At 69.5% G+C, this 20,180-nt stretch carries 17 protein-coding genes and 1 pseudogene; 14 read left to right on the forward strand and 4 right to left on the reverse strand.

Annotated features, from left to right (window positions below; genetic code table 11):
• Positions 1-35: 35 nt before the first annotated feature.
• On the reverse strand, positions 36-1,310 hold the full coding sequence (locus QFZ26_RS10985) for a COG1470 family protein (protein WP_307042011.1): 1,275 nt from the start codon (positions 1,308-1,310) through the stop codon (positions 36-38).
• A 192-nt stretch (positions 1,311-1,502) separates the two neighbouring features.
• Here QFZ26_RS10985 and QFZ26_RS10990 point away from each other — a divergent pair, with 192 nt between their 5' ends.
• The 9 genes and pseudogenes from QFZ26_RS10990 to QFZ26_RS11025 all read left to right on the forward strand — a co-directional run bounded on the left by QFZ26_RS10990 (position 1,503) and on the right by QFZ26_RS11025 (position 11,409).
• Positions 1,503-2,126 (forward strand): response regulator transcription factor, encoded by a 624-nt coding sequence (locus QFZ26_RS10990; protein ID WP_307042013.1) that lies wholly within the window; start codon positions 1,503-1,505, stop codon positions 2,124-2,126.
• Between the two features lie 120 nt (positions 2,127-2,246).
• Positions 2,247-4,502, forward strand: a complete 2,256-nt coding sequence (locus tag QFZ26_RS10995; protein ID WP_307042015.1) for a hypothetical protein — start codon at positions 2,247-2,249, stop codon at positions 4,500-4,502.
• Positions 4,499-5,137: a DUF4255 domain-containing protein gene (locus QFZ26_RS11000; RefSeq protein ID WP_307042017.1), complete on the forward strand. Its 639-nt coding sequence runs from the start codon at positions 4,499-4,501 to the stop codon at positions 5,135-5,137. The genes QFZ26_RS10995 and QFZ26_RS11000 overlap by 4 nt, the downstream gene beginning before the upstream one ends.
• 1 nt (position 5,138) lies before the next feature.
• Positions 5,139-5,685: pseudogene (locus QFZ26_RS18885) on the forward strand (ATP-binding protein); the annotation flags it as partial.
• An 879-nt stretch (positions 5,686-6,564) separates the two neighbouring features.
• On the forward strand, positions 6,565-7,191 hold the full coding sequence (locus QFZ26_RS18890) for an ATP-binding protein (RefSeq protein WP_373460758.1): 627 nt from the start codon (positions 6,565-6,567) through the stop codon (positions 7,189-7,191).
• A 123-nt stretch (positions 7,192-7,314) separates the two neighbouring features.
• The gene (locus QFZ26_RS11010) at positions 7,315-8,052 is read left to right on the forward strand and encodes an eCIS core domain-containing protein (protein ID WP_307042021.1); all 738 of its coding nucleotides are present in this window, start codon (positions 7,315-7,317) and stop codon (positions 8,050-8,052) included.
• A gap of 98 nt (positions 8,053-8,150) precedes the next feature.
• Positions 8,151-10,463 (forward strand): SH3 domain-containing protein, encoded by a 2,313-nt coding sequence (locus tag QFZ26_RS11015; RefSeq protein WP_307042024.1) that lies wholly within the window; start codon positions 8,151-8,153, stop codon positions 10,461-10,463.
• 54 nt (positions 10,464-10,517) lie between these two features.
• Positions 10,518-10,733, forward strand: a complete 216-nt coding sequence (locus tag QFZ26_RS11020; protein ID WP_307042026.1) for a hypothetical protein — start codon at positions 10,518-10,520, stop codon at positions 10,731-10,733.
• Between the two features lie 520 nt (positions 10,734-11,253).
• Complete coding sequence (locus QFZ26_RS11025) at positions 11,254-11,409, forward strand: hypothetical protein (protein ID WP_307042028.1); 156 nt, start codon at positions 11,254-11,256, stop codon at positions 11,407-11,409.
• A gap of 688 nt (positions 11,410-12,097) precedes the next feature.
• On the opposite strand, the gene QFZ26_RS11030 is transcribed toward QFZ26_RS11025, so the two are convergent.
• Together QFZ26_RS11030 and arfB are read right to left on the reverse strand one after the other, a co-directional pair.
• On the reverse strand, positions 12,098-12,586 hold the full coding sequence (locus tag QFZ26_RS11030; RefSeq protein WP_307042029.1) for a hypothetical protein: 489 nt from the start codon (positions 12,584-12,586) through the stop codon (positions 12,098-12,100).
• A 432-nt stretch (positions 12,587-13,018) separates the two neighbouring features.
• Positions 13,019-13,456 carry an alternative ribosome rescue aminoacyl-tRNA hydrolase ArfB gene (arfB, locus tag QFZ26_RS11035; protein ID WP_307042031.1) on the reverse strand — a complete coding sequence of 146 codons (438 nt, stop codon included), beginning with the start codon at positions 13,454-13,456 and terminating at the stop codon, positions 13,019-13,021.
• A 144-nt stretch (positions 13,457-13,600) separates the two neighbouring features.
• Between arfB and QFZ26_RS11040 the strand changes: the two genes are divergently transcribed.
• Positions 13,601-15,502, forward strand: coding sequence for a CocE/NonD family hydrolase (locus QFZ26_RS11040; protein WP_307042033.1), 1,902 nt, complete (start codon positions 13,601-13,603; stop codon positions 15,500-15,502).
• 104 nt (positions 15,503-15,606) lie between these two features.
• Here QFZ26_RS11040 and QFZ26_RS11045 read toward each other — a convergent pair whose 3' ends face one another.
• Positions 15,607-16,278, reverse strand: a complete 672-nt coding sequence (locus QFZ26_RS11045) for a hypothetical protein (protein ID WP_307042035.1) — start codon at positions 16,276-16,278, stop codon at positions 15,607-15,609.
• A gap of 147 nt (positions 16,279-16,425) precedes the next feature.
• Between QFZ26_RS11045 and QFZ26_RS11050 the strand changes: the two genes are divergently transcribed.
• The 4 genes from QFZ26_RS11050 (at position 16,426) to QFZ26_RS11065 (ending at position 20,145) form a co-directional block, all read left to right on the forward strand.
• Positions 16,426-16,704, forward strand: coding sequence for a hypothetical protein (locus QFZ26_RS11050; RefSeq protein ID WP_307042037.1), 279 nt, complete (start codon positions 16,426-16,428; stop codon positions 16,702-16,704).
• Positions 16,705-16,825: 121 nt separating this feature from the next.
• Positions 16,826-17,473, forward strand: a complete 648-nt coding sequence (locus QFZ26_RS11055) for a LysE family translocator (protein ID WP_307042039.1) — start codon at positions 16,826-16,828, stop codon at positions 17,471-17,473.
• Positions 17,474-17,580: 107 nt separating this feature from the next.
• Entirely contained in the window at positions 17,581-18,447 is an 867-nt protein-coding gene (locus tag QFZ26_RS11060) for an AraC family transcriptional regulator (protein WP_307042040.1), read from the forward strand.
• A gap of 141 nt (positions 18,448-18,588) precedes the next feature.
• Positions 18,589-20,145 (forward strand): phage tail sheath family protein, encoded by a 1,557-nt coding sequence (locus tag QFZ26_RS11065; RefSeq protein WP_307042042.1) that lies wholly within the window; start codon positions 18,589-18,591, stop codon positions 20,143-20,145.
• Positions 20,146-20,180 lie beyond the last annotated feature (35 nt).

A 20,180-nucleotide genomic window follows, 5' to 3' on the forward strand; every position in this document is an offset into this window, starting at 1 on the left:
GAAGGGCCGGGTCCCGTGGGCATGGGATGCCGCCGTCAGCCGGTCGTCACGACGGAGCCGGAGATGAGCACCGAGTCCGCACAGCTCGTGGGCGGCGGAGCGCTGCCACCGGGCAGGCCCGCCTCCTGGCAGAGGAGGTTCGCGAACAGCTCGTCGCCCTCTCGCAGTACGACCGGCGTCACGAAGTGGAAGTCGAGGTCGCGGGAGTTCTCGAGGCCGATGGTCACGATCGGCGCCGTGAGGTCCGCGTTCTCGAGGGTGAGGCTGCCGAAGTCGCCCTGCGGGTTGCTGAAGACCACGTCGGTGATGCGCAGCACCGAGTTCGGGGGCACCACGAAGCGGTCGCTCTCATCGGTGCCGCCACCCGGGCCGGCCGACACCGCCAACCGGATGTCGACGTCGGCCGTCGTCACCACCGGGGCGACCGGCTCGACCGGGGGCGGCGTCTGGCCCACCGCGGTGAGTGCCTCGTTCGCCGCCTCGGCGGCCTTGTCGGCCTGGGCGGCCGCCTCATCGGCCTGCTGCTGCGCCTCGGCGAGGGGCTCGGCGACGGCGTCGCGGGCGGCCGACTCGATCGCGGGCTTCAACAGGAGGAACCACAGCGCGAGGAGGAGCAGCAGGAGCGCGAACAGTCCGATGAGCGCCTTCCAGACCCATCGCGGGATGACGAGCTCCTGGGTGTAGGTGCCCGGCAGTACGATCGGCTCGGCACCTTCGGGCACGACCGAGACGCTGTACGAGTGGGTGACCGGCTTGCCCCGCCAGAGGCGCCTGCGCGGCCGGAGGTCGACATCGACGAAGAGCGCATGCCCGGGATCGACCAGCACATCGGGTGTCGGGGTCGAGAGGCCGAGCGCATCCGACGACATTCCGGCGATCGCCGCCATGACCGGCACGTTGCCGCGATTGTCGACGGCGACCCGCACGCGTGCCCGTCCTCGTCCGCGCGCGATGCGCGGCTGGAGCTCGGCCGTCGTCGTCGTGAAGGGGAGGATCGTGAGCGTCGTCTCGGCGACGGTCATGGCATCCGGTTGCTCGCTGCCCTGTGCCCTGATGCCGAGCGGCACCTCGCCGGTGATCGAGTCGGAGGTGCGCGGCGCGAGCACGGTCACGGTCGCCGTCTCTGACTTGCCCGGGTAGATCGTGAGCTGTGCCGGCTCGATCGTCGCCCACGGCGCGGCCGGACCGACCGCGCTGAGGGTGAACGACTCCACGAGCAGCGTGTCGTTCAGCACCGACACGGTGAAGACGACGGGGGTACCCGGCTCGACCGGCGCGGACGTCTGGTCGATGGTCGCAGTGGTGGCCATGCCGACAACGTACGAGGGCCCGGGGCGAGCCGGCCCGACCGCGCGGCCCGCCGACCGTGCACGGATCTTGCCCGTTGAGGGTGCGTTGAGTGCGCGAAGAGTGCACGGGAGCAGACTGTGGATCAACCCTCCCTGCGGACCCCCTGCGGAACCGAACCGAACATGTCTGCACGATTCATCTGGAGGAATCCCATGTCCCGAACGACGGTGCGCGTCTACGCGCGCGACCCGATCTCCGAGGCCGGCGTCTCGAGCGCGCTGCGACCGAGGCCGGAGGTCCGCGTCGTCGGCGTCGACGAGGAGGAGGCACCCGACGTGGTGCTCGTGATCGTCGACGCCGTCGACGACGAGGCCTTGAACACCCTGCGGTTCCTGCGCCGGAACGGCGATTCGCGCGTCATCCTCATCGCCTCGCGACTCGACGACAAGGACCTCGTGCGCGCCGTCGAGAGCGGGGTCGTCGGGCTGATCCGGCGATCGGATGCCACGACCGACCGCCTGCTGTCGGTGATCACCTCGGCGGCCGCCGGCGAGGGCACCGTGCCCCCCGATTTGCTCGGCCGGTTGCTCGACCAGGTCGGTCGCCTGCAGCGCACCGTGCTCGACCCGCGTGGCATCACCTTCACGGGGCTCGCCTCGCGCGAGGTCGAGGTGCTGAAGCTCGTCGCCGAGGGCTGGGACACCGCGCAGATCGCCACGAAGCTCGCCTACTCCGAGCGCACCGTGAAGAACGTGCTGCACGACGTGACCACGCGGCTGCAGCTGCGCAACCGCTCGCATGCGGTCGCGTATGCGATGCGCGAGGGCCTCATCTGAGCGGATGCCGCACGGCGGGCGTGCCCGTCGGGGCATCCGCCGCTGCACGAAACACTGCCCGCCGCCCGGCGCTCGCGCACGGGCCGCACTCGCACAGTGGAGCTGAGCCGAAGGAGCAGCGTGAACACACGGGCGATTCTCTCGCGCGGGATCGCGGCGGTCGCGGTCGCCGCGCTCGCCGTGACGACCGCGCTCGCCGGAGCGACGCCCGCCGTGGCCGACCACCAGCCTGGCCGGGAGTTCCCTGTGCACGTCGAGCTCGTGGGCGCGGTGGTGCCGGGCGGTCAGGTGACCGCGACGTTCGAGGTGGAGCACGCGGCAGTGCCAGGTGCGACCGCCCGAGACTCGACCTTCGTGCTCGCCGTCGCAGTCGACCAGCCCGGATACCTCGCGTACTCGAGCTCGACGTGCCCGTCATGGCAGGGCGTGTTCGTCGGCGACACTTGCCTGATCCCCGACCTCGACGCTCTCGGTACCGACGCGAGCTTCGAGGTCACCTACAACGTGGTCGTCCCGACGGTCCTGCAACCGCGCTTGTACTACTTCGGCGAGGTGACGGGGGAGGTGGTGCAGGGGTTCGTCAGCGATCCGGACGGGCAGATCGCGGTGCCGATTCCCGAGGCGGAGCGCGGCAGCGACGCGGCCCCGGCGGTTCTCGACGTGCAGGTCTTCGACATCGGGGTCAACGTGGAGCCCGACTACGGATTCCCCGGTGGTCCGCAGGCGACCGCGACGATCACGGTCGAGCACACGGGCGAGCTGCCGCCGTTCGTGGCCGTCGAGCTGGACCTCGGCATCACCTGGTCGCCGCTCCTCACGCTCGTGGAGGATCCGGCCACCGTCACTCCGTGCGTGGGTGGCCTCGTGGCCGGGGTCTGCACGCTCGCGGGCATGCTCGACGAGGACATCCCGCCCGGCGGGGTCACGATCACCTTGAATTTCGCGATACCCGAAACCGACACCGGCGTGGGCTGGGTGGAGGCCGAGGGCCTCGGGGGCCAGTATCAGCCACCTCCTCCACCGGTGATCGGCTTCGCTGCGGTCGACGCGGGTGCCGGCGATATCGTGCTCGCGGCCGACCCGGGCTGGGAGGACTTGCCACCCGAGTGGCTCGACAGCGACAGCGACAGCATGCTCATCGATGACGCGCTCGTGATTCTCGACGTCGAACTCGATCGCGACATGTCATGGCCGGGCGGGCCGGCGGTGACGGCGACGGTGCACGTCACGCAGATGCCGCGGCCCGACTTCGAGTTCGGCGACATCTGGGACGACCTCACGGTCGGCTTCGTGCTCACTTGGCCCGACTTCCTCACGGCGGCAGGACCGCCCGCGGAATGCACCGAACTCGACGGCGACGTGTGTCTCCTCGAGCTCGAACCGGGCGTGACGCTCGATGTCGTGTTCCCCTTCGAATCGCCGTCGGCCGGCGTGGGCACGGGCGACATCGCGGCCGAGGCGGAGCGACTCATCGACGGTCCGATCAACGACGGCACCGCGCTTCCGACCGAGTGGGTCGTGCCCGACGCGGAGCCGTTCACGGTGCAGGATGCCTCGGTCACGGTCGATCTCGTCCTCGACCGGGCCGAGGGCTACGCCGGCGGCAAGCAGCTCACCGCGACGACGACGGTGACGCACGTGGCGGCCACGCCCGTTGAGGACGCCGCCGACGGTGCGTTCCCGGACCTCACCGCCGAGCTGCGGTTCGACTGGCCGGGTTTCCTCACGATGACGACCGACAGCGGTTGCGACAGTTTCGACGTCGTCTCCCGAGTGTGCGTCGTCGACGGACTCGATGCGGTCGGGGCATCCGTCGTCATCACGATGACCTTCGCCATGCCGGGTGTCAGCACTCCGGCCGCGCCCGCGACCGAGGTCCCGCCGCGAACCGGTGACGTGATCGTCGACGGCGTGAAGCTCTCGTTCACACCGCCATCGCCCGCGCCAGTGCCGGGCGGGCCACCGCCGCCTGCGGCATCCGACGACCCGATATCACTTCCCACCGCGTGGCTCGGCGGCGACCGCGAACCCTTCACGGTGTACCAGCCCGCGGTGCGGGTCAGCCCCGGGATCGCGAAGCCGGGTGACGCCGTCGCCGTCTTCGTGAAGTACCTGCCGCCGGGTGAGCAGCTCGAGCTCTCATGGCAGATGGTGCACCCGCCGACCGCGGTGCCGGTTGCTGGCGTGTTCAGGGTGGACGCGGGCGCGACGGTCGACCGCTGGCCGATCCTGATCCTGCGGAACGAGAACCCGGGCCAGCGGGTGCTCGTCGTGCACAGCGTGAACGGGCTGTTCGGGGACATTCGTGCCCTGATCCCACTGCTGGTGGTGCCACGCACCGCCATGGCCCCCGACTTCATCGGGAGGGGCGGATGATCGGCGAGATCGACGACGCCATCAGGGCGCTCGTGCGGGAGTCCGACGGCATCGCCGCGGATGTCGACGTCGCGCTCGACGCGCCGACGACCGAGTGGGCGGCCCGGCGCAACGCGCCGACGGTCGACCTGTTCCTCTACGACATCCGCGAGGACACGAGGCGGCGCGAGTACGGGTTCTCGGAGCAGCGCAACGACCGCGGCATCATCACGCACCGGGTGCCCTCGCCGCGGTACTTCAAGCTCTCGTACCTCGTGACCGCGTGGACGCAACGACCCGACGACGAGCACCGCCTGCTCGACGCGCTGCTGCGCTGCTTCATCCGCTTCGACGCGATCCCCGACTCGTTCGTCATCGACACCCTCGCCGAGACCGGCCTGCCGTGCTCGCTGACGGTGGCGCAGCCGCCGCCGGAGGATCGGGCGTTCGCGGATGTCTGGTCATCGCTCGGCGGCGAGCTGAAGCCGTCGCTCGACGTCGTGATCTCGGCGCCGCTGACGCGCGGACTCAGCTACGAGGCCGGGCCGCCCGTCACCGCGGGCGTCGCCGCCGACGTCGAGGCTCTCGGGTTCGGCAGCAGCGAACGGTCGCTCGGCATGCGCGAGTCGCGCGAGTCGTCAGGGTCGGAGGAGTGAGATGGTCGACGACCCGAGCATCGTGCACCTGCTGGGGCGGGTCGGCGCGATCGAGGACCGCATCCGCCGCCTCGTCTCGGTGCGCCGCGCGGCCGATCCGCAGCCCGACGACCCCTTCCGCGGGCTCTACCTCAGCGACGAGATGGTCGATCGGCTGCTCGCGGGTGTACCGGGGATTCCGGACTGGTCGGATGCCTCGGCGCGCCTCGCGGCGTGCGAGCTGAGCGCCGACCTGGCCGAGGCTGCGGGGCATCCGTTGCGCCTTCGCCGCCTTGCCGACGCGTTCGGGCTGAGCTCCGTCGACCTCGACCTGCTCGTGATCGCGCTCGCCGCGGATCTCGACCCGCGGTTCGAGCGGTTCTTCGGCTACCTCAAACGACGACGTGGGGCGTCGGCGGCCGTCAGTCGCCCTCGCCCTCGAGCTCTGCGGCGTGCCGCTCACCTCGGCGGCCGACCGTTCGCGACTCATCTCGGGGCCGCTCGTCACCGGGGGACTCCTCATCGTCGACGACGACGAGCGTCCGCTCCCGGGGCGTGCGGTTCGCGTCCCGGACCGGGTCGTCGGGCACCTCCTCGGCGACGACACCCCCGATCGCGCGCTCGAGGGCGTGCTGCGGGAGCCGTCGGCGGTCGACTGGGGCGACGAGCGGCCCGTTCGCCAGGCGCTCGGCTCCGGCATCCGGCTGATGTACCTGCGCGAGCCCGCGACCGGCTCGGGGGAGGCGATCGCGGTGCGGGGCATCCACGCCCACGGCCTCGGGGCGCTGCACCTCGACCTCGCCCGGCTCGGGTCGCACCCCGAGGCGATCCCGCTCGCGCGGCTGGCGACTCGCGAGGCGCGGCTGCGCGGCTTCGGGCTCATCGCCTCGCCCGTCACGAAGGACGTGAGCGCCGCGCTCATCGAGGCGATCACGGAGTCCTCGCAGCCGACCGTCTTCGTGGGCGACTCGACGTGGGATCCGGAGTGGTGCCGCCGCCTGCCCGCGCTCGCGGAGGTGGAGGCGACGACGACCGAGGAGCGCTCGCAGCTCTGGCGCCGCTCGCTCGGGACGGCCGCCGAGGGGCTCGACGTGGCGGAGGCGACGGGGCAGTTCCGGCTGCGCCCCGAGCAGGTGCAGCGTGCCGCGGCGACCGCCCGCACCCAGGCCGCGCTCACCGCGTCGGGCGCGATCACCGCCGAGCATCTCGCGGTGGGTGCCCGGGCCGAGAACGCATCAGCCCTCGATCGGCTCGCGAGACGGGTGTCGCCGCGCGTCGGCTGGGACGACCTCGTGCTGCCACCGGGTCCGTTGAACGCGCTGCGCGAGATCGAGGTGCGCGCCCGCCACCGCGAGCAGGTGCTCGGCGACTGGGAGATGCGGCCCGGCGGCGGCCGCGGTCACGGCGTCGTCGCGCTCTTCGCGGGCGACTCGGGCACCGGCAAGACGATGTCGGCCGAGGTCGTCGCCGGAGGGCTCGGACTCGACCTGTACGTCGTCGACCTCTCGACGGTCGTCGACAAGTACATCGGCGAGACCGAGAAGAACCTCGAGCGCATCTTCCGCGCCGCGGCAGGGACGAACGCCGTGCTGCTCTTCGACGAGGCCGACGCGGTGTTCGGCAAGCGCTCGGAGGTGAAGGACTCGCACGACCGGTACGCGAACGTCGAGAGCGCCTACCTCCTGCAGCGCATGGAGACCTTCGACGGCCTGGCGATCCTGGCGACGAACCTGCGCGCGAACATCGACGAGGCGTTCACCCGCCGCCTCGACGTCATCGTCGACTTCCCGATGCCGGATGCCGCGCAGCGAACCCGGCTCTGGGACCGCAGCCTCGGCCGTCATCTGCGGCGGGCCGAGGACCTCGACCTGGAATTCCTCGGGCGTTCGTTCGAGCTCGCCGGCGGAGGCATCCGCTCGGCTGCCGTGACCGCCGCGTACCTCGCCGCCTCCGATCACGGCACCGTGCTCATGCGGCACCTCGTGATCGCGGTGCATCGCGAGTACCGCAAGCTCGGCCGGCTCCTCGTCGAGAGCGAGTTCGGCCGGTACTGGCCGGAGGTGGTGAGCGCATGAGCGGCGGTACGGACCTGCGGGCGGTTGCGCGATCGCGCACGACCTGCGGCCCGATCGGGCAGGAACCGGGTGGAACGGCCCGCCGCGCGGTGGAATGGAAGCGGTCGATCGTGGAGGTGGACCATGCACGCACATGACCTGGACGGCGTCGATATCGAGACGGCGCGCCGCGGATCCGATGGCGCACGCGAGGCGGAGACGCGAATCGAGTCGCACGGCATCGCCGAGCGGCGCCCCGACGTGCTCGGCCCGGCGGGCCTGCTGCGGTTGCAGCGCGATGCCGGCAACGGCGCGGTGTCCGAGCTCGTCGAGGAGCAGCAGCGTTCGCCCGTGCTCGACGTCGTGTCGTCGGGCGGATCGCCGCTCGAGCCGGCGGTTCGCACCGACATGGAGTCGCGCCTCGGCCACCACTTCAGCGACGTGAAGGTGCACACGGATGCCTCGGCGCATGCCTCGGCGAAGGCGGTCGGCGCGCACGCCTACACGGTCGGCAACAACGTGGTCTTCCAGCGTGACGCGTACGACCCGGGCTCGCTCGCCGGGCGCACGACGATCGCGCACGAGCTGACGCACGTGGTGCAGCAGCGCTCAGGCCCCGTCGACGGCACGCCCGCCGGTGGCGGCGTGAGCGTGAGCAACCCCGGTGACCGCTTCGAGCGGGCCGCCGCCGACAACGCGGCCCGGGTGATGAGCGACCCGGCGCCGGTGCAGCGCGATGCCGACGAGGCATCCGGCAGCGCTTCCGGCGGTGCAGCCGGCGGACTCGCCGTGCAGCGCGAGGAGGCCGAGGAGGACGAGACCGTGCAGGGGCTGTTCGTGCAGCGGGAGGGTGAGGAAGAGGAAGAGGAGAGTCCCGCGTGATGCCGCTCGCGGCGCGCGAACGGGACTCGCCTGCGCGCCGCGCAACGGTGGGGCGCGACGCCCGCCCGCCCCGCGCTCCGTCCACCCTCTCCGCTCGCATGCTCGCCCTGCAGCGGGTGGCCGGCAATCGCGCCGTCGCATCGCTCGTGCAGCGCCAGGTTGCGCCGCCGGTCGTGGCTCCGCCGGTGGTCGCCCCGCCCGGCGTCGCGCCGGCGACTCCCTTCCGGGACCCGGCCACCCTCACGACCCTCACCCTCGGCGCGCTCGACGACTACGCGCGCGAGCGCCCCGACTGGATGACCGACACAAAGCTGCCGGAGGCGACCCGCACGCAGCTGATGGCGCTGCTGCGCTGGGCCCGTGGGGGCTCCCCGCCGCCGCTCGACCCGTGCCGCGGGTTCACGGTGAGCGACCTGATCGCGCAGACCGCGCCGGCACGCCACGACCTCGAGGTGTTCGCCCGCGCCTCGCAGCAGGACGACTCCGCGGTGCCACCCGACGGCATCACCGATCTCGCCGAGGCCACCACGCTCGGCACCACGATCCGCGAGCTCGAAGCGCGGTTGCCGCGCGCCGACCTGCACCGCGGGCTCGGCCAGAACGACGAGGCGAAGGCGGAGCTGGCCGAGCTGGCGTCGAGCGGACTCGCTGTAGCCATGGGCGACTACTTCCGCCGTGCGCACGCTTACCTCGAAGCCGACAATGGGGGCGACTCGGCCTCGTATCGCCGCGTGCACGGAACGGTCGATCCGCTCAGCTACCTCGGCCGCGTCGACGACGTGCGCAACTTCCACCGGTTCCAGCCCGCGCTGCTCGAGCAGCTCATCACGAACCGGGGCGATCGCCGCAGACGGCTGCCACTCGTCGTCATCCTGCACACCGGCACCGACCACAACGCCGCGTTCCATGACGATTCGGGGCTGACCGCGGTCGTGAAGAACCCGCTCAACCTGACCCTCATGATCGAGGGTGCGACGACGATCGAGGCGGCCGGAGGACGCGTGTCCGCGCTCGCTCGCGCCTACGGCCAAGGACGGCGGATCCAGCAGGTGATGCTCGCCGGACACGGCGGCCCGACGAGCATCGACATCGCAGGGCGACCGGATGCCGCGCAATCACTCGACTCGTCGGGTGCACCCGGCAGCGCCGGACGGCGGCGTACCGAGCGGTTCCTTCGCCAGCTCGTCGCCGTGATGGTGCCCGGCCCCGACGCGCGGATCGTGCTGAACGCCTGCCTGACCGCGGCCGAGCCCGTCTCTGACTCGCTGCCGGCCAATCCCGCCCTCGCCCGCGCGGCGATCCTGCATCGCCTGACGACCGACCCGAGCATCGCGACGCTCATCCGGAACACCGCCGGCGGCCGAACCGTCGAGGGGAACGTGGCATCCGTCGGGGCCGGCACCTACATCGACCCGGCGACGGGGGTGCTGCACCAGGAGATCACCGGCGACGAGGCGGCGACCTCGAGCAACCCCGCCGACTACGTCGAACGGGGGCACGAGCCGGAGGGCGCCGCCCGGTCGCTCGTGGTGCTGTGGGCACGCGACCCCGCGGCGGCGACCGCCGCCATCGCCGCACGCCGCGGCCACGGCTTCACCTCGTGGGGCGACAAGGTGATCACCGAGATCTTCGCGGTCTTCGAATCGACGAGCGACATCGCCGCCCTCTCGCGGATCGCCGAGCGATCGGCCCGCGGGCTCAGCGAATTCGACAACCCGTCGCACCAGACGCCCGGCGAGATCGGCGGGCTGCAGCAGGACGACCCGAGCGAGTCGATGCTCGCCGCCCGGGTGCGCGCGTTCTCACCCGACACGGGCAAGATCGCCCTCGACCAGGTGCGCCTGCCCAAGGACGGGTCGCGGGTCGCCACCCTGCACACGCTGATCGGCGCCCAGACCTCGCTCGACCCGATTCGCCATCACCTGTCGAAGCCGTGGCTCGCGGTGCGCATCGCCGACCTGCTGCCCCTGGCGCAGGCGCCGACGCCGACGCGCGCCCACATCATGATCGGCGGCGCGACGTGGCTGCACGCCCACACCGACGCGTTCTTCAGGGCGAACGCCGGTGCCGCGACGAGGCTCACCCCGCCGGCCGGCTCGACGATCGACGACCTGACCGACAACGACCCGTCGGAGCGGGTGATCCTCGAGCACCTCGGCATCGTGCGCGCGGCACCGGCCGGTGGCGGCGGCGGCGCGGCCGGCCCGACGGTCGAGTCGATCTCCCGCGTCGGGCGTACGACCGATTGGCTGAACGTGCGCTCGGCCCCCGACCTCTCCGCCGGCCGCATCGACGTGCTCCGTCGCGGCGCACGCATCGACATCGTCGGCCAGAGCGGCCGCTGGTACGCGATCTTCCACGGGAACCAGATGCTCTTCGTCGTGAAGCGGTACGTACGGCTCATCGGCTGAGGTCGTTCGGGCTCCCCGGGTCTTGCGGGCAGCGGCCTCGATAGTGTGCATCACATGGCAAAGGACATCACGCTCTACATCGGCAGCACGGCCCCGAACTACGCGAAGTACCGCTTCAAGGATGCCCACGAGTGGGAGGGTGTCCGGTCGCAGATCATCACTGCGATGAACATGGGCAAGGGAACGATCGAGATCGACCGCAAGGGAGACAAGGTCGTCTACGTGTACAGCCCGTTCCTCGCGGTGAGTTGGGTCGAAACCGGCGTCTAGTCGCATGCGGATTCGTCGCACCTTGGGTCGAGGGCGATCTTCCGTCGAGCGCCCTGGTCCACTCCGGTGCCCAGTACGTGCACGGTTTCGACCTCGTGGGTGACTGGGCGGGCCGAGTTTGGAATGCACCCTCGATCAGCGACGACTACGTGAGGGACCGGCTCGAGCTGGAGTGATGGCGTGATCGCGTGCGTGATCAGCCAGGACTGCCGCCTCATATTCGGCGGATGGATCGTGGACGGCAAGCTGGCCTACTGGGCGCGTCGCTCGCCTTCATGGTCACGGACTCCGCGCCGAGCCCCCAGCCGGGCTACCCAGTAGACCCCCCAGATCACAAGCGCAAGGATCGCCACCACGCTCAGGATGATGAGCAAGTGCCAGCCGAGGAAACCAGAGACCATGCCGCCATTCTGTACCCTCCGGCGTCTTTCCCTCCCCAGAACGACTGAGAGCGTTCGTAAGAAGGATCCCTCAGCGCTCACATGCCCCGGCCGAGTTGATTGCCCGGTAGCGTCCTCGCATGGATATTCTCTTCGCCGGCCTCGTCGTCGTCTTCGTGCTCGCGACCATCAGCGTGACGGGCATGCTCCGCGCGATCCGGATTGCAGCCGAGCGAACGGCCGCCGCGACCGAGTCCCTCCTCGAACTCGAGCGTTCGCGACAACTGCACTCCTGAAGCGGTATCCGTGAGCGGACCCAGTTGAGAGCTCCGCATTGTTGCTAGCGTCGCTGGCGAATGAATGCCGCTGACCTTGCGACGAGATCAGATCGCGCCGCAATAGGCAAGCCAAGGCGTAATCGAACAGGGAGGCGGCCGGCCGATTCTCCGTGTGGAGAAACTGCTCCGGTAGTGACGGGCATGAGGTCGGATACCCTTTCGCCATGATTACACCCGGTGCAAGAACAGCGTGGCTCTTGATCTCGGTCATTGCGGCCATCGTCGCGATTGCCGCACTCGCCTTCGCTCTGGTTTTCGCGAGGCCCATAATCGCAGTGATCGTGGGAACCCCGGCGGTGCTGTGCTGGGCCGCGTACTTCTCCTTTTTTCGCTCGCCCCGGCAATCTCAAGAGTGAACAAGCATCCTTGGGTTTGGGGAACGCCCGCTGCACGATGCGTGGTACGCCGGTCAATGGCTGAAGGTCCCAGCCCTCCGAAGCGAGCCGAAGCGCGATCCCGTTCCGATGGCCGAGGCCGGTGACGAACGCAAGCGGTGAGGTCGCTGGAACAGTCTGACCCAGAGCATCGGTCGTACGCTGAGGAATCGAGAGCGCAGCCCAGTCTTTTCGAAGGGGTCACAAGCATCGTTTCTAACGCTGACCGTGTTCGAGGTCGTGCCACGCCCACCGAATGACGAGGGATCAATCTACCCAGTCTTGACCGAGATGTTCTCGGTCAGGTCCGTGTAGACGTCGGTGGGCAGGGGGGTGCCATCGGGGTGCACGTGGTACTCATGGGAGCCCGGGCCGCCCTTCGCCGCGACCCAGCCGCCGCCGCTGCAAGCCGCCGACACACCATCGTCCCCGGGACCATCAACGAGCAGGCAGACGACCATCCCATCGGTGCCCCTCGCGAGGTAGAGGCGGTCGCCCTCGTACTCGGTGGCGAAGCGAAGGCTGTCGACGTCGACGCCGTGGAGCTCCTGATCGGCAAGATCGGACGGAGGCGCGTCCGCCGGCTCCGCCTCCCGGTCGAAGATCGCGTAGTGCTCACCGAAGGTGCAGCCGCTGAGCAGCACCACGATCGCGATCGATGCCGATGACGCCAAGAGCGCCCATGCGCGCTGCCGACGAGTAGCCCGCCGCCCGCGTCGGCGGCTCATCACCGTGGTCGACTTGTCCTGCTGTCCGCTCACGCGGCCTCCTCGTCGCCGTGGAGCCGCAGCGAGGTCGCCGTCGGTACTCCGTGCAAGGCACATGCTGGCGGGAAACGTCCAACGGGGCAAGGACCACCGACGAGTCATGCCGCGGCCCAAGGACAGAGGTCGACCTGGAGGCGACGAACTCGTCGCTCGGCTTCGTTCGGCCTGGTCCGATGCTCAACACGATGTCACGTCGCGATATGCGGAACTTCGACGTCCCCGCTGTCGCGCAGCACCAGGCGCAAACCGACGACAGTTCTCGCAGCGGCCGCATCGTCAGCTCTCAGAGACACAACCGTGCGATCTGGGTCGAACTCGATCAGGAGCAAGACCGCCTCATGGGAGCACCATATTCGACGAGCGTGATACGGGCGAAGCCCGCTCAGGTCGATGGCATCCTCTCGTCGAGGAGTGCCACCTCGGCGATCAGTCGTGAGGTGGGCGACGCAGTCGCTTGACGTCGGTGCGCCGCTTCTTCGCTTCCAAGCGCCGTTCCTCGGCACCGCGACTCGGTCTCGTCGCTCGTCGTGACGGTGATGGCGGCCGCAGGGCGTCGGCCACGACGGCGGCGAGCCGTGCGCGCGCAGCATTTCTGTTGTGCAATTGCGAGCGGTGCTCGGACGCCGTGATCGTCAGTACTCCGTCGGCAAGGCGACTGCTCAGACGCTCGAGGAGTCGCTCCCGCTGGAGCGGAGAGAGGACGGCCGAGCCTGCAACATCCCACACGAGTTCCGCCCGGGAGTCGGCAGTGTTCACACCTTGCCCGCCTGGACCGGATGACCGCGAGAACCGCCAAGACAGCTCAGACTCGGGGATCGTGAGTGTCCGGTCGACCAGAAGACCGGGACGGTGGGCAGCGGGCATGGATCCATCATCCTCTTACGACGATTGTTGACCAATCTCGCCGGATTGTTGACCAATCTGCTCGAGCACCATAGGTTCCTTACTGACCGCGCAGATCCCGGAATCCACCGGAGCGGGGCGTTGTCCTCGGACGGAAGGACCCCAGTGAAATCCAGAATTCTCGCCTTTGCAGGCTCGGTGGCCATCGCGGCACCGCTGGCACTCGGCGCGGCGGGGGCGGCCAGCGCGGCCCCGACCGACAACCCACCGGTCACGCTCGTCGACAACGCCACTGCCCCGATCTACGACTACGCCGGCGCCATTCGGGAGACGGTGTGGGTCACCACCCCCGACCTCGACGGTGACGGTGTCGACGAGCGGATCGCAACCGACATCATCCGGCCCCGCGAGCTCGACGGCAACGCCCGGGTCCCGATCATCATGGACGCCAGCCCCTACTACCTGAGCTCCGGACGGGGGAACGAGGCGGAGCGCAAGGTCTATGACGCCGACGGCAACCTCGTCAAGTTCCCGCTCTACTACGACAACTACTTCGTCCCCCGGGGCTACGCATTCGTCGCCGTCGACATGGCCGGCACCGCCCGTTCGACCGGCTGCACCGACGAGGGCGGCCGGTCCGACATCGAGTCGGTCAAGGCCGTCGTCGAGTGGCTGGACGGCAAGGGGGTCGCCTATGACGCGAGCGGCTCGGTCGTCAGCGCAGACTGGAGCAACGGCAAGACCGGCATGATCGGAAAGTCCTATGACGGGACGTTGGCCAACGGTGTCGCTGCCACTGGCGTCGACGGCTTGAAGACGATCGTGCCGATCAGCGCGATCAGCTCGTGGTACGACTACAACCGCTGGCAGGGCGCGGTGAAGTCCATCAACTACCCGAGCAGCCTGTCCCGGTCGGTCGCGTCCAATCGGACTATCGAGACCGACTGCTCGGCGCGGCTGAACTGGATGAACGCCAACGACGGTGATGAGACCGGTGCCTACACCGACTTCTGGGCCGAGCGCGACTACCGTGAGGGCACGTACTACGACGTGTCCAAGGTCAAGGCCAGCGTGTTCATCATGCACGGACTGCAGGACAACAACGTCAAGACGATGAATGCCTCGAAGTGGTGGGATGACCTCGGCGAGCAGGGCGTCCTCCGCAAGATGTGGCTCACCCGCCTGGGGCACGTGGACCCCTTCGACTCCGAGCGCGCCCTGTGGGTCGAAACCCTCCACCGATGGTTCGACCACGAGCTCATGGACATCGACAACGGCATCGACCATGAGCCCGCCGTGAGCGTCGAGACCGCGCCGAACCAGTGGGAGCAGTCGCAGAGCTGGCCGATCTCGTCGGCCCGAACCCAGACGCTGAACCTGCACTCCGACGGCACGCTGATGCTTGGCAGGCAGGACCGCTCCACCGCCAGCTACATCAACTCCACGGCGCTGAGCGAGGCGAACGCAGTCAGGATCGGCGACAACCCCAACCGGCTGCAGTTCCTCACGGGCACGACCAAGCACGACGTCCGGATCTCGGGCACGCCGACCCTCGACCTCGACGTCACGCACACCGCCCCGGTCGGGCAGGTGTCGGTCATGCTCGTCGACTACGGCGTGATGGATCGCATCAGCGCGTCTGGTGACGGTGCGCAAACGCTGAGCACGGAGTCCTGCTGGGGCCCGGCGACCGCAACCGACGACGCCTGCTACAACGAGGTCGGCAAGCGCATCGCGAGCACCGAACTGCAGGTGCTCGCCCGGGGCTGGGCCCGCCTTGACGGGGCCGGCAACCACAAGGTCACCGTCGAGCTGGCTGCCAACGACGTCGTCGTGCCAGCAGGTCACCAGCTCGGCCTCGTGGTTAGCGGCAGCCGTAACGGTGTCCTGGCCGTCGACACCGCGGCGACCACCTACACGGTCAGCCTGAGCGGTTCGAAGCTGAACCTTCCTGTCTCGGGTCCGATGGCCGGCTTCGGCCCGGGTCACCTGACCGCGAAGGACACCGAGCACCTGAGCCCGGGTACCCTGCCCAACCTCGACGAAACGGTGTGGCCCGGCAACTGACACTGGCGGGCAGGCGCCCCGCCACGCGCCCGGCGACCGGGCACCGCTCAGCGAGTTCAGCGGCATACGGCCAGTTCCGTATGCCGCTGGGCTCGCTGCCGACTTCAGACACGCAGGGCGGCGGGGACATCCGCCGCCTCACCCGACGCGCCCACAAAGCGCGCCGTGTCCGACACGGCGGCGGTGAGCAGGGCGACGAGTCGATCGTCGGGATCCCCGACGCACGCCCGCGCGATCCCATCGACGGCGCCGGTCACGATGTCCCGGCACTGCCGCACGGTCATGCCCGGGCGGCCCGGGCCGACTTCCTCGATGAACTGGACGGCCCAGGCATCGGCGGCGGGGGCGGCGCGGAGGGCGGCCTCTGCGAGTTCGCGCGCGTGCACGGAGAGCTCGTCTTCGCGTTCCGCGAGGACCGTGAGGGCGACGCGGAGCCCCACAGCCTGCGAACGCTGGCGTTCCTCAGCGGCGAGAGGGAGGGCCGCGTCGGCGGCTCGCACGGCGAGCAGGACGTCGAGCCGCGGGTCGTCGCTCGTGAGGCCGATGACCGTCGGGATGAGCGGTGCGAGTCGGGCGCGACCGGCATCGCTCGTCAGGTCGTTCACCATCCGTGCGAGATGTGCGAGGGTGCCCTGGGTGCATGCGGGGTGGTCGCTCCAGCGCTCGCCCGCGAGGTACGACGCGAACTCCATGAAGCAGGCCCCGCGGCGTGGCGAGCGGTGCCGGCCGGGGGACAGAATCGGCATGACGTCTGGGTACGCCATCGCGTCGCGCATGGAACCTCCTCGCTCCTTCCACTTTGCGCCTGCCGCAGCCGCGATTCAAGTACCACGGCCGGATGTCCCTGAGACGCGCAACGGGGGCCTCTCCGCGATGCACGTTCCGATATCGTTGGTCCGCATCACGACCCGGAGGAGCAGCGCATGAAGATCGGCCTCGCAGCGATCATCATCGGGGCAGGGGCCCTCGCCGTTCTCGGGCTCGTCCTCATGCTGCTTCCGGGTCCGACTGATTCGTTCGGATGGTTCGCATATCAACCGGTGGGTGACTTCGGCTTCGTCGGCGGCGCGCCGCTCGTGCCCGCCTCGCGCCTCTGGGGCCTCGGTGTGCTTGCCGTTGCGGCAGCCATCGGCGCCTTCGTGGCGGGGTGGGTCCTCGGGAAGGGGCGGGGACGCCAAGAGCGCGAGCCGCGCTCGTCGTAGACCGCGAACCCGGCAACGACGCACGATCGGGGCAGTCGTCGAACGCACCTGGCTGGTCTACGGTGGAGAGACTGCGCGTCAACGGAGATGCCCGCTTCATCCGTCGCACGAAGGGGCCATCTTGATCTCGCTTGCCGCTGCCTTGGGCATCGCCCTGGTCGAGCTGGGGATGGCCCTCACCCCCGGGCCCAACATGGTCTACCTGGTGTCGCGCAGTGTGAGCCAGGGGTGGCGCGCCGGCATGGTGTCGATGGCCGGCACCGCAGTGGGGTTCGTGGTCTACATGACGATGGCGAACCTCGGGCTCGCCGCGGTGTTCATCGTGGTTCCCTGGCTCTACACCGCGCTCAAGGTGGCCGGTGCGATCTACTTGCTGTGGCTGGCGTACAAGACCCTCCGCCCGGGCGGCATGGCGCTGTTCGAGACCCGCGACCTTCCCCGAGATTCCGCCGGCAAGCTCTTTCGCATGGGGCTCGTGACGAACCTGCTGAATCCGAAGGCGGCGCTCATGTACCTGGCGCTGATCCCCCAGTTCGTGGATCAAGCCGCCGGCAACGTGGTCGCCCAGGGGTTCCAGCTGGGAGCCATCCAGATCGTCGTGGCCATGCTCGTGAATGGCGCGATCATCCTCGCTGCGGGGTCGATCGCGGTCTTTCTGCAGCGGAAGCCCACGTGGATCCGCTGGCAGCGGTGGGTCACCGGGACCCTTCTCGGCGCGGTGGGCGTGAAGCTGGCACTTGATGCGCCGGCGCCCCCGGCGGCCGCGTAGCTGCCGAGGAGGCCGGCGCGCCCGAACTGCAATGCGATTGAATCGGACCGCGATAGTCGGGTCCGGGCGGTGGTGGATGAGCAGGCTTGAGTTCGGAAGGGGGAACCGTGATCGCAGTTCTCAACCGGCTCGTCGAGTTCCTCGAGGGGCACCTCACCGAGGAGATCGACATCGCCGGCCTGTCGAGCAGTCTCGGCACGACGGAGTACCACCTCCGCCGGATGTTCTCGTCGCTGGCCGGCATGCCGTTGTCCGAGTACATCCGGCGACGCCGCATGGCCGTCGCCGCGGCCGACGTCCTCGGTGACGGTGACCTGTTGGGAATTGCGGTGCGGTACGGCTACGGCTCCACCGAGGCGTTCAGCCGAGCGTTCCGATCGGTGCACGGCGTCAGCCCTGGTGACGTGCGCCGAAACGGCGGTCCCCTTCGTACGCAACCGCAGCTCAGGTTCCGCCTGACCGTAGAAGGGAACACCACCATGGACACCCGCATCGCCGATCGACCGACGTTCCGGCTCGTCGGCCATTCGACCCGCGTGCCGCTCATCCACCACGGCGCCAATCCCCACATCGAGGCCCACATCGCCTCGCTGCCTCACGCCGAGCACGTTCGCCTCAAGGGATTGAGCGACACCGAGCCGGCCGGACTCCTCCAGGTGAGTGCCGACGTCGACCCCGACTACACGGAGGGCAGCGAGCTGACCTATCTCCACGGCGTCGCCGTCACCGAGTCGACGCCGGTGCCAGACGACCTCGACGCGATCGAGGTTCCGGCCGGCGCCTGGGCGGTGTTCCACACGTCGGGCCCGTACCCGGCGGTCTTGCAGTCCACGTGGGCCGCGACCGCCACCGACTGGTTCCCCTCCAATCCCTGGCGGCTGAGGCCGGGCCCCTCGATCGTGGCCGTGCTCGACCGCGCCGCCGACTTCAGCACGGCGACCTGCGAGCTGTGGCTCCCGGTGGAACGCAGCTAGCCACCGCCGGGCCGGCGACCGCGGGGCTGCACCTGCCCGATCGCGCACGCCACGCTACCCGCCCGCACGCACCGAAAGACTGCGCGGCGAGGCATCCGCTCGCCGACGCTGGAAGCACGCAATCCAGCGAAGGAGTCCGGGATGCCCACCTACCTTTCACCCGGTGTGTACGTGCAGGAGATCGACGCGGCGACGCGGCCGATCGAAGGCGTCGGCACCGCGGTCGCCGCATTCATCGGCATAGCGCCGAAGGGGCCGGAGAACACGCCGACGCTCGTCTCGAACTGGACCCAGTTCGTCGACCAGTTCGGCGGGCTGTATCCGGGCGCCTACCTCGCGTACTCGGTCTACGGGTACTTCCTCAACGGCGGCGGCAACTGCTACGTCGTGCGCATCGGCACCGCGGCCGTGAGCGGCCGGAGCCTCAAGCGCGACCAGAAGCAGCTCGCGGGCGGTCCGCAGACGGCGAAGATCGGTCCGTACGTCTTCACGGCGAAGAACGCGTCGCCGAACGCGAAGCCGATCAAGGTCGAGATCGACGACCCGGGTGGCGAGTCGCCCGAGGAGGGCGCCTTCAAGGTCGCCATCACGATCGAGGGAAAGGCACCCGAGGTCTTCGACAACGTGTCGCCGAAGGCGAGCAGTCCCACGTACATCGCCACCAAGCTCGCCGAGTCCAAGCTCGTGACGGTCACGGTCGACGAGGCGGCCGGGGCCGTGAAGCCGCGCAACGGCTCGTTCGACCTCGTGGTTCCGGAGCCCGTGGAAGAGCCGATCGTGCTCGACAACATCGGGGCGGCGAACTACATCGGCAGCCCAGCCGACCGCACCGGGTTCAGCGGCCTCGAGGAGATCGAGGACGTCACGATGGTGGCGGTGCCCGACCTCATGGCCGCCTTCGAACAGGGCGCCGTCGACCTCGAGACGGTCAAGGCCGTGCAGCTCGCGGTCATCGCGCACTGCGAGCTCATGGGTGATCGTGTCGCGATCCTCGACCCGCCGCCGCAGCTCTCCGCGCAGGAGGCGGGGGAGTGGCGCCGCACCGGCGCCGGCTACGACTCGAAGTTCGCGACCCTCTACTACCCGTGGATCAAGGTGCTCGACCCCGTGTCGGGAACGAACCGGTTCATGCCGCCGTCGGGGCACATCGCCGGCGTGTGGGCGCGCAACGACAACGAGCGTGGCGTGCACAAGGCTCCCGCGAACGAGGTCATCCGCGGCGTCGTCGAGCTGCAGACGCAGCTCACCCGCATCGAGCAGGAGACCCTCAATCCGATCGGTGTGAACGCCCTGCGCACGTTCCCGGGGCGCGGCATCCGCGTCTGGGGTGCCCGCACGCTCTCGAGCGATCCGGCCTGGCGTTACGTCAACATCCGGCGGCTGTTCAACTACCTCGAGAAGTCGATCCTCAACGCGACGCAGTTCGCCGTGTTCGAACCGAACGACCCGGCGCTCTGGGGCAAGCTCAGCCGTTCGATCTCGAGCTTCCTCATCGGCGAGTGGCGCAAGGGCGCCCTCTTCGGCCGCACGCCCGACGAGGCCTTCTACGTGAAGTGCGACGCCGAGACGAACCCGGCCGACGTGATCGACTCGGGCCAGGTGGTCTGCCAGATCGGCGTCGCCCCGGTGAAGCCGGCCGAGTTCGTGGTGTTCCAGCTCTCGCAGTTCTCGGGAGGCACGAGCCTCGTCAGCGAATAGCGAACCCACCACCACCGAGCCGCAGGGCACCCATA

Origin of the sequence: Agromyces ramosus (assembly GCF_030817175.1) — a bacterium.
In the GTDB taxonomy this organism is placed as follows: domain Bacteria; phylum Actinomycetota; class Actinomycetes; order Actinomycetales; family Microbacteriaceae; genus Agromyces; species Agromyces ramosus_A.